10 protein-coding genes are annotated in these 9088 nt (G+C 65.7%); 6 read left to right on the top strand and 4 right to left on the bottom strand.

All coding sequences use genetic code 11. From position 1 onward, the window contains the following. Positions 1 to 24 precede the first annotated feature (24 nt). From H8B02_RS41570 to H8B02_RS41560, 3 genes are read right to left on the bottom strand one after another with little or no spacing between them, the layout of a single operon-like run. A complete protein-coding gene (locus H8B02_RS41570; protein WP_229171467.1) occupies positions 25 to 1335 on the bottom strand; it encodes an HlyC/CorC family transporter in 1311 nt (436 codons plus the stop codon). A gap of 16 nt (positions 1336 to 1351) precedes the next feature. After that, the gene (gene aroB, locus H8B02_RS41565) at positions 1352 to 2494 is read right to left on the bottom strand and encodes a 3-dehydroquinate synthase (RefSeq protein WP_229171466.1); all 1143 of its coding nucleotides are present in this window, start codon (positions 2492 to 2494) and stop codon (positions 1352 to 1354) included. Further along, on the bottom strand, positions 2491 to 3123 hold the full coding sequence (locus H8B02_RS41560) for a shikimate kinase (protein ID WP_229171465.1): 633 nt from the start codon (positions 3121 to 3123) through the stop codon (positions 2491 to 2493). Before H8B02_RS41560 ends, aroB begins: the two co-directional genes overlap by 4 nt. 145 nt (positions 3124 to 3268) lie before the next feature. Here H8B02_RS41560 and H8B02_RS41555 point away from each other — a divergent pair, with 145 nt between their 5' ends. The 5 genes from H8B02_RS41555 to H8B02_RS41535 all read left to right on the top strand — a co-directional run bounded on the left by H8B02_RS41555 (position 3269) and on the right by H8B02_RS41535 (position 8240). Further along, positions 3269 to 3415 carry a hypothetical protein gene (locus H8B02_RS41555; RefSeq protein WP_050405944.1) on the top strand — a complete coding sequence of 49 codons (147 nt, stop codon included), beginning with the start codon at positions 3269 to 3271 and terminating at the stop codon, positions 3413 to 3415. A gap of 16 nt (positions 3416 to 3431) precedes the next feature. Then, complete coding sequence (xerD, locus tag H8B02_RS41550) at positions 3432 to 4412, top strand: site-specific tyrosine recombinase XerD (protein ID WP_229171464.1); 981 nt, start codon at positions 3432 to 3434, stop codon at positions 4410 to 4412. Between the two features lie 202 nt (positions 4413 to 4614). After that, entirely contained in the window at positions 4615 to 5577 is a 963-nt protein-coding gene (locus H8B02_RS41545; RefSeq protein WP_229171463.1) for an acetyl-CoA carboxylase carboxyltransferase subunit alpha, read from the top strand. 229 nt (positions 5578 to 5806) lie between these two features. After that, on the top strand, positions 5807 to 7261 hold the full coding sequence (locus H8B02_RS41540; RefSeq protein ID WP_229171462.1) for a L,D-transpeptidase family protein: 1455 nt from the start codon (positions 5807 to 5809) through the stop codon (positions 7259 to 7261). Between the two features lie 583 nt (positions 7262 to 7844). Then, positions 7845 to 8240, top strand: coding sequence for a nuclear transport factor 2 family protein (locus tag H8B02_RS41535; protein ID WP_229171461.1), 396 nt, complete (start codon positions 7845 to 7847; stop codon positions 8238 to 8240). Between the two features lie 39 nt (positions 8241 to 8279). Here H8B02_RS41535 and H8B02_RS41530 read toward each other — a convergent pair whose 3' ends face one another. Then, complete coding sequence (locus tag H8B02_RS41530) at positions 8280 to 8510, bottom strand: hypothetical protein (RefSeq protein WP_229171460.1); 231 nt, start codon at positions 8508 to 8510, stop codon at positions 8280 to 8282. 183 nt (positions 8511 to 8693) lie between these two features. On the opposite strand from H8B02_RS41530, the gene H8B02_RS41525 reads away from it, so the two are divergent. Next, the coding region (locus tag H8B02_RS41525) for a phosphatase PAP2 family protein (protein ID WP_229171459.1) at positions 8694 to 9088 on the top strand (395 nt) is incomplete at its 3' end.

Raw genomic sequence — 9088 nt, 5'->3', positions numbered from 1 at the left:
GGAGATAGACCTCCGCTTGACCCACTAGAACGCCGTCCCCGCCCGCTTCGGCTTCTTCTCGTCGAGCTCGGCGGCCTCGCGCGGGACGGCGACGATGCGCAGCGCGGTAATGCGGTTGCGCTCGCGGCGGAGCACGCGGAAGCGGAAGCCGTGGAAGGTGAAGCTCTGGCCGCGATCGGGAATCGAGCGCGCCTCGTGGATCACGAGGCCGGCGACCGTGGTCGCCTCCTCGTCCGGCAGGCGCCAGTCCATCGCGCGGTTGAGGTCGCGGATCGGCACCGAGCCGTCGACCACGACCGAGCCGTCCGGCTGGGCGCGCACGCCGGCGACGACGACATCGTGCTCGTCGGAGATGTCACCGACGATCTCCTCCAGGATGTCCTCCAGCGTCACCATGCCTTCGACCTCGCCATACTCGTCGACCACCAGGGCGAAGTGGGTCTTGCGGCGGCGGAACGCCTTCAGCTGTTCGGAGACCGGGCGCATCTCCGGCACGAACCAGGGCGGCAGCGCGATCGCGGAGGCATCGATCGCGGACATGTCGCCCTCATTGGCGCGCATCGCGCGCAGCAGATCCTTGGCATGGAGCACGCCGACGATATTCTCCGGCTTCTCGCGCCACAGCGGGATGCGGGTGTATTCGCTCGCCAGCACCTCGCGCACCAATTCCTCGGGCGGCAGGTCGGCGTTGACCATGGTCATCTCGGTGCGATGGACCATGACGTCGGAGACCTGCAGCTCGCTGAGGTCGAGCAACCCGCCGAGCATGTCGCGGTCCTGCTTCTCGACCTTGCCTTCGTGATGCAACAGATCGACCGCGCCGCGCAGGCGTTCTGTCGGCGACAGGATGGCCTGATGCGCGCCGATCTTGATGCCAAGCAGCCGCATCAGGGCGCGGACGATCCCTTCAATGATGGTGAGAAGCGGGCCGAGCACGAACACCGTCAACCGCATCGGCCGGGCCACCAGCAGCGATACCCGGTCCGGCGCATTGATGGCGACGGTCTTGGGCAGCACTTCCGCGAAGATCACCACCAGCACCGTCATCACACCGGTGGCATAAAGCACGCCGACATCGCCGAACCAGGCGGTGAAGATGCCGGTGGCGAGCGCGGAGGCGCCGATATTGGCGATATTGTTGCCGAGCAGCAGCGCGCCGATCATCCGCTCGCGCATCGCCATCAGGCTCGAGACCACCGTGGCTTCGCTGTTGCCCTGCTTCGACAGCCGCAACATGCTGGCGCGCGAGGCGCCGGTCAGCGCCGTCTCACTCGCCGAGAAGAAGGCGGAGACGAGCAGACAGAGCAGCACGATCGAGAAGGTTAACCAGCCCACTGGCTTGATCCGTGGTTTAGGCCTTCAGCTTGGCTTGCAGGAAGTCGCGCACCGGCTGAGGCTCGACATTGTTGGCAATCACGGCGCGGCCGACCGCCTCCAGCAGGATGAAGGTGAGCTTGCCGCGCTTGACCTTCTTGTCCTGCGCCATCAGCGCCAACAGAGCGTCGGCATCGGCAAGCCCTTCCTGCGTGAAGCCTGCGATATCCTGCAGGCGCGTCGGCAATCCTACCGCGGAAAGATGACGCGCGATGCGGACCGCATCGTCGGATGAAATCATGCCCAGCTGCGCGGAGAATTCCGCCGCGAGCACCATGCCAACCGAGACGCCCTCGCCATGGAACAGGCGGTCGGAGAAGCCGGTCGCGGCTTCCAGCGCATGGCCGAAGGTGTGGCCGAGATTGAGCAGCGCGCGCTCGCCGGTCTCGCGCTCGTCGCGCGAGACGATGGCGGCCTTGGCGCGGCAGGAGGTCGCGATCGCGTGCTCGCGCCCCGCGCCGCCCGAGAAAATGTCGGCGTGGTTCTTTTCAAGCCAGGCGAAGAAGGCCGCGTCACCGAGGATGCCGTATTTCGCGACCTCGGCGTAGCCGGCGCGGAACTGGCGCGGCGACAGCGTGTCAAGCACCGAGGTGTCGGCAATCACCAGCACCGGCTGGTGGAATGCGCCGATCAGGTTCTTGCCCTGCGGCGAGTTGATGCCGGTCTTGCCGCCGACGGAGGAATCGACCTGCGCGAGCAGCGAGGTCGGCACCTGCACGAAATCGACGCCGCGGCGCAGGATCGCGGCCGCGAAGCCGGCGAGATCGCCGACCACGCCGCCGCCGAGCGCGATCACCAGATCGTTGCGCTCGATCTTTGCCGCGATCAGCGCCTCGCTGACCTGCTTCAGCGTGGCGTAGCTCTTCGAGCCCTCACCCTCCTCGACAACGATCCGCGACGTCGGGACATCAGCGGCAGCCAGCGACGCCTCGGCCGGCTCCAGCCAGTGTTTCGCGACGGTGCGGTCGGTGACAACAGCAGTCCGCACGCCGGGCCGCAGCGCCGCGACGCGCTCGCCCAGCGAGGCCAGCACGTCGCGGCCGATGACGATGTCATAGGCGCGATCGCCGAGTGCGACGTCGACGGTAACCGAGGCGGAGTGTTTCAAGGGCGCAGTCATGAGGTCGCGTTCAATCCATCAGATGGTGGCTCGCCGGCCGGACGCACGCCGCACAGATGCGCATGCAGGGCCTCGAGGCATTCGTCGACGATGCGGTCGTGCGGCACGTCGCGCGAGGCGATCGTCAGATCGGCGTTCTGGTAGACCGGCTCGCGCTCGCTGAGCAGCCGGTTGACGGTCGCCTCGGGATCGGCGGTCTGCAACAGCGGACGATCGGCGCGGCGGCGGACCCGGCGCATGATGATATCACTGTCGGCTTTGAGCCAGATCGAGATCGCCTTGTCGCTGATCCGTTTGCGGGTTTCCTCACGCATGAAGGCGCCGCCACCGGTCGCCAGCACGATCGGGCCGCTGTCGAGGATGCGAGCGATCACCCGCGCCTCGCCGTCGCGGAAATAAGCCTCGCCATGGGTCTCGAAGATCTCCGGGATCGTCATGTCCGCCGCCGCCTCGATCTCGGTGTCCGCGTCGGTGAAGGGCAGCTTGAGCCGCACCGCGATCCGCCGGCCGATGGTCGACTTGCCGGCCCCCATCATGCCGACCAGCACGATCGACCGCGTCCCCAGGGCGGCCGTGATCTCGGCCTCCAGGGTCGGGTGGGTCGGCGCCGGGACGGCTGCGTCGGACATCAAAAAGCTCGGATATTGGGACGAATTGTTCAGAATTCGAGCCACCTATACTACCCCGGGCGACACCGTTACCAGCGACTCTTGCAACGGCGCGGGGAACATGTTGGATGATTTCATTGGTTAATTCGCTGCCTGAGTCGCCTCCATGCCCAGCCTGTTCCGCTTCCTGACGGTCGTCGCCGTGATTTTCGGGATCGGCTACGGCATCGTCTTCGCGCTGGCCAATTTCGTGCATCCGAAGCCGCGGGAAATGAGCGTGACCATCCCTCCGGATAAGTTCCTCAAGAAATAGGCGCTATGATTCTGGCATGCCCGCTGCTGCCAAGACCCAAGCCAGGACCCCTGCCAGGTCCTCCGACGCCAAGCTGACCGCGTTGTTCCTCGACATGCTCGCCGCGGAACAGGGCGCCGGCGTCAACACGCTCGACGCCTACCGGCGCGACCTCACCGATTTCTCCGATTTCCTCGCCCATGCCGGCGCCGATTTCACGAGCGCCGACACCGAGGCGCTGCGCGGCTACCTCGCCGACCTGGACACGCGGGGCTTCAAGTCGACCAGCGTGGCGCGGCGGCTGTCGGCGATGCGGCATCTCTACCGCTTCCTGCTCAACGAGCGGATCCGCGGCGACGATCCGGCCGCGATCCTGTCCGGCCCGAAGCGCGGCCGCGGCCTGCCCAAGGTGCTGTCGATCGCGGACGTCGACCGCATGCTGACCCGCGCCAAGGAGCTGACCCAGACCGACGTCTCGCCGGCGCAGCGGCTGCGCGCGCTGCGGCTGTATTGCCTGCTCGAGGTGCTCTACGCCACCGGCCTGCGCGTCTCCGAACTGGTGTCGTTGCCGGTCTCCGCGGCGCGGCGCGATGCGCGGATGATCGTGGTGCGCGGCAAGGGCAACAAGGAGCGGCTGGTGCCGCTCAACGATGCCTCGCGGCAGGCGATGGCGGATTACCTCGCGGCGCTCGAAGTGATGCAGCCGAAGGCGAAGAAGGCCGCACCGCCGAAATGGCTGTTTCCGTCCTCCGGCGAGAGCGGCCACCTGACCCGGCAGCATTTCGCCCGCGACCTGAAGGAGCTCGCGAGCGCCTCCGGGCTCGCGCCGCGGCTGGTATCGCCGCACGTGCTGCGCCACGCCTTCGCCAGCCACCTGCTGCACAATGGCGCGGACCTGCGCATCGTGCAGACCCTGCTCGGCCATACCGATATCTCCACCACCCAGATCTACACCCATGTGATCGAGGAGCGGCTGAAGAGCCTGGTCCGCGACCTCCATCCGCTGGCGGAGAAGTAAGTCCGGCGCCCGCCAGACATCGATACCTTCACCTGATCCGCCTTGACTTCCGCGTCGTCTCCGCAGAAAGAGCGTCACCTGCCTGCGATCCCGAAGCGTGCATTCCGCCCGAATGCGCGTTAACCGATTGAAGTTACGAAACTTCTCTTGCCACCGCCAAAACCGCTTCGCCCCTCGCATTGTTCCTCCCTATATTGAGTTGATGCCCGACCCGATGCGCAGCTATCTCGACTTCGAAAAACCCGTCGCCGAGCTTGAATCCAAGATCGACGAGTTGCGTGCGCTTGCCGCGAGCGGCAGCGACATCGGCGACGAGGTCGCGCGGATCGAGGACAAGGCGGCGCAGGCCCTCACCGACCTCTATGCCAATCTGACGCCGTGGCAGAAGACGCTGGTGGCGCGGCATCCGCAGCGGCCGCACTTCACCGATTTCATCGGCGGCCTGATCACCGAATTCACCCCGATGGCCGGCGACCGCAAATTCGCCGACGACGAGGCCCTGATCGGCGGCTTCGGCCGCTTCCGCGGCGAGAGCATCTGCGTGGTCGGCCAGGAGAAGGGCGCCACCACCGATACCCGCATCAAGCACAATTTCGGCATGGCGCGTCCCGAAGGCTACCGCAAGGCGGTGCGCCTGATGGAGATGGCCGACCGCTTCGGCATCCCCGTGCTGTCGATCGTGGATTCCGCCGGCGCCTATCCCGGCATCGGCGCCGAGGAGCGCGGCCAAGCCGAGGCGATCGCGCGCTCGATCGACGCCTGCCTGTCGCTCGGCGTGCCCAATGTCGCGATCGTCACCGGCGAAGGCATGTCGGGCGGCGCCATCGCCGTCACCACCGCCAACCGCGTCCTAATGATGGAGCACGCGATCTACAGCGTGATCTCGCCGGAGGCGGCATCCTCGATCCTGTGGCGCGACGGCACCAAAGCGCAGGAAGCCGCCAACAGCATGAAGATCACCGCCCAGGACATGCTCCGCTTCGGCGTGATCGACCAGATCCTGAAAGAACCCTCCGGCGGCGCTCATCGCGACCCCGCCGCGATGATCACGACCACGGGCGATGCCATCGCCCAGGCGTTCAACGACCTACGAAATCTTGATCCGGACGCGATTCGCAAACAGCGGCGCCAGAAGTTCCTGGATATCGGCCGCAAGCTGGGCTGAGCCGCCCAAATCGCCGGATTTTTCGACCAAATCAGCCGATTTTGCCGTAATTGGGCCCCGAGCCGGGTCTTTAACGTTCCTTGAACCATGCCTGCTACCGTGAAGGCCGTCAGCCTCGGTTCAGGTTGCGAGCAGGGGTCGTCGAAGGCTAATATTTTACACAATGGCTTCAGGGCATATTCGCCGTGTTGGGGTCGCGAAAATCGCCCGGTGGGTGTGGAGCTCGGACTTGACTCATCGCACGCTCGTACGCGCGCTTCTGACTTCGGCGGTCCTCGCCGCGGGTGTCATGCTCGCCGGCTGTGACAGCGACCAGATCTCGCTCGCCCAGAACGCCAAGGCCAACCAGCCGGTCCCGCCAAAGCTCGTCGCTGCCATGACCGAGAAGGACATGGACATGCAGTCGCCGATCCTGGTGCGGCTGTTCAAGCAGGAGGCCGAACTCGAGGTCTGGAAGCAGACCCGCTCCGGCCAGTTCGCGCTGCTCAAGACCTATCCGATCTGCCGCTGGTCGGGCGATCTCGGCCCGAAGGTGCGTGAGGGCGACCGCCAGGCGCCCGAAGGATTCTACTCGATCAACCCGAGCCAGATGAATCCGCAGTCGGCCTACTATTTGTCGTTCAACACCGGCTATCCCAACGCGTTCGACAAGGCGCTCGGCCGCACCGGCTCGCAGCTGATGGTGCATGGCGACTGTTCCTCGCGCGGCTGCTACGCGATGACCGACGAGCAGATCGCCGAAATCTATTCGCTCGGCCGCGAGTCGTTCTTCGGCGGCCAGAAGGCGTTCCAGCTGCAGGCCTATCCGTTCCGGATGACGCCGGTGAACATGGCCAAGCACCGCAACAATCCGAACATGCCTTTCTGGAAGATGATCAAGGAAGGCTACGATCATTTCGAGGTGACGAAGCAGGAGCCGAAGGTCGACTTCTGCGAGAAGAAGTACGTGTTCGACGCAGTGAAGGCGCCGAATGCGACGCGCGATCCGGTGTTCGACGCCTCCGCGAAGTGCCCGGCCTATGTGGTCCCCGAGGAGATCGCGAGCGCCGTGCGCGAGAAGGAGCAGCAGGACGCCGCCGAGACCGCCAAGCTGGCGTCCAAAGGCACGCCCGTCGCACGCCTCAACACCGGCATCGACGGCGGCATGAACGCAATCTTCGCCTCCAAGATTCCCGAAGGAAACACCGGTCTGTCCGAAGGCGGCGACAGCCAGGCGCTGCAGTCGATGTCGCTGGCGCGCGCGCCCGGCACGATCCCCGGCACGGTCAATCCGCCCAAGCCCAATCTCGCGGTCCAGCAGGAAGAGCCTGTGGTGGCGACGACGTCGTCGACTGCCCGCGTCGCCTCGGCGAACACGTCCGACAAGTCCGAAGGTTTCTTCTCGAGCTTTGCCCAGAAGGTCGGTATCGGCGGCACCGCCGACGCCAGCAAGACGGCCGCACCGCCGCCGGCTCCGGTCGCTGCTGCGCCGGCCAAGCCGAAGGTCGCCGAGGCCAGGCCGCAATCGGTGGTTCGCGTCGCACCGAAGGCCGAGCCGAAGCAGGCCGCCAAGCCTGTGCCGAAGCCGCAGGTGACCAGCACCGCCGCAGCCGCGCCGGCCCCGGCACCGTCGACCCAGCTCGCCGGCTCCGCACCGGTCGTGCAGACCAACTCGTTCGACACCCGCTTCTCCGCGGTGAAGTAGGCGCGGCGCGGCTGCGCACAGAGAGCTCGCTGCCGCTCGTCGCAATGCTGCTGTAACGCAAACTATCTCCAGCCGTCGTCCCTGCGAAAGCAGGAACCCATAACCACCGGGTTGTGTTGTTGAAGAGAGCTGTGGCCCCAGCGTCGCGCAACAATTGCCATTTGTGGTGATGGGTCCCGGCCTTCGCCGGGACGACATCGAGTGTGTTGCGCTGCTTGTGAGTCATACATCCGCGTTCTCGCGACATGATCTGCCCGAGCCTTGCTCTTCGTTTCACCCTCCTCTCGCAGAGGGCGTAGGGAAAGCCGGGTGCCGATCGCCCCCATCGGGCAACTCAGTGATCAAGGACGCGCGCCCTGCCCCTCGTCATTCCCCGGTGCGCAATTGCGTACCTGAGGGCTCGCGAAGCGAGAGCCCGGAATCCATTCATCCACGGAACGTGCGGCACGATGGATTCCGGGCTCGTGCTTCGCACGCCCCGTAATGACGGCGGAGAGGTAGCCGCCTTCACCACCACATTCCTCTTGCCAATCACGCATTGACAATCGTCAGATGATGCACGGGGCACAGCCGGGAGATTGCGATGGATGATAGAACCGTGCGGATGGCGCTGGAGCGCCATTGGGAGGCGTCGGACGCAAGCGATTTCGAGCGCGAGCACGACATCTATCGCGAGGATGCGGTGCTCGACTATCCGCAATCGGGCGAGCGAATCCGCGGCCGGCGCAACATTCAGCAGAGCCGGACGGTGCAGCCGAACAAGAAGCGCTTCACGATCCAGCGCATGATCGGCGCCGGCGATCTGTGGGTTACGGAGTTCGTGCTGACCTATGACGGCATCCTGTCCTACACGGTGAGCATCATGGAATTCCGCGACGGACAGGTCGTCCATGAAACGCAGTACTTCGCTGACCGGTTTGAGCCGTCGCTGTCGCGCGCGCACCTTGTCGAGCACGTCGGCGGGACGCCGTCGCGCTAGGCGGGTGAGCAGAGCCGCGACCGCATCGGCTGGCGACGGTTACATGCCGTGGCTCTCAAAGACCTTCTTGCAGCTTGAACTCAGGCTGGCCCGCTTCATCTGAAGGCAATTCTGTACGGCGCCGTCATTGCCGAGGTCCTTGCGGCAGAAGCGCTGTGCATCGCGTGAGCACGCGGATTGTTCGGACTTGGTGCCCGAATGCTGCGCCAGCGCGGCACCGCTGCTCATCGTCGCGGCAGCACAAAGGACTACAATTGAAAGATAGCGCATCTTGAAACTCCTCCCGCTGCCTAACGGCAGTGGGGGCTCTTCGTTCCTGGAGAACCACCACCCTTTGCACGCGCCATTAGGACCCATGCCGCGGCTGCCGCGTTGGAGGGGAACCTGGTTTCGAGGACCATGCGCACCACCGCTGAAAGTCGAGCACGCCGCCGTCGAGCGCCAACCTTTCCGATGACTGTTCGTCCGACCGCGGCGGACGTCATGATCGCCCATGCGATCGCCCGCAACACCGCGCCCGCGCCCGAAGAAATCGCCCGCGGGCTGACATGGGGTGCCGACGAAAAGGTGCTGCTTGTGCTCGCTGCCGCCGGCTGGTTCGCCTCGCGCGGGCGCGGCGCCGCTCTGGAGCGCGCCGGCAATCATGTGCTGCTGGTGACGGTCGCGGCGTCGCTGCTGCCGCACGGCCTGAAATTGCTGTTCAACCAGACCCGCCCGGACCGCCTGACCGTGGTTGGCCACGTCCACGGCATCTCGATCTCCGGCAAGCGCGACGACGCTTTTCCGTCCGGCCACGCGCTGCACATGGGCGCGCTGGCGTCGGCGGCCGCAACGCTGCCCGCCGGCGC

The sequence above is a fragment of the Bradyrhizobium altum genome, assembly GCF_020889705.1.
Taxonomy (GTDB): Bacteria; Pseudomonadota; Alphaproteobacteria; order Rhizobiales; family Xanthobacteraceae; genus Bradyrhizobium; species Bradyrhizobium altum.
The sequence above is the reverse complement of the archived record's forward strand: the minus strand, read 5'-3'. Positions and strand labels throughout refer to the sequence as shown.

Bases quoted from the DNA above. Each gene is read 5' to 3' on its own strand.
- H8B02_RS41555 (WP_050405944.1), top strand. From the start codon at position 3,269: ATGCCCAGCCTGTTCCGCTTCCTGACGGTCGTCGCCGTGATTTTCGGG.
- H8B02_RS41560 (WP_229171465.1), bottom strand. From the start codon at position 3,123: ATGTCCGACGCAGCCGTCCCGGCGCCGACCCACCCGACCCTGGAGGCC.
- H8B02_RS41530 (WP_229171460.1), bottom strand. From the start codon at position 8,510: ATGCGCTATCTTTCAATTGTAGTCCTTTGTGCTGCCGCGACGATGAGC.
- aroB (WP_229171466.1), bottom strand. From the start codon at position 2,494: ATGACTGCGCCCTTGAAACACTCCGCCTCGGTTACCGTCGACGTCGCA.
- H8B02_RS41535 (WP_229171461.1), top strand. From the start codon at position 7,845: ATGGATGATAGAACCGTGCGGATGGCGCTGGAGCGCCATTGGGAGGCG.
- H8B02_RS41545 (WP_229171463.1), top strand. From the start codon at position 4,615: ATGCCCGACCCGATGCGCAGCTATCTCGACTTCGAAAAACCCGTCGCC.
- xerD (WP_229171464.1), top strand. From the start codon at position 3,432: ATGCCCGCTGCTGCCAAGACCCAAGCCAGGACCCCTGCCAGGTCCTCC.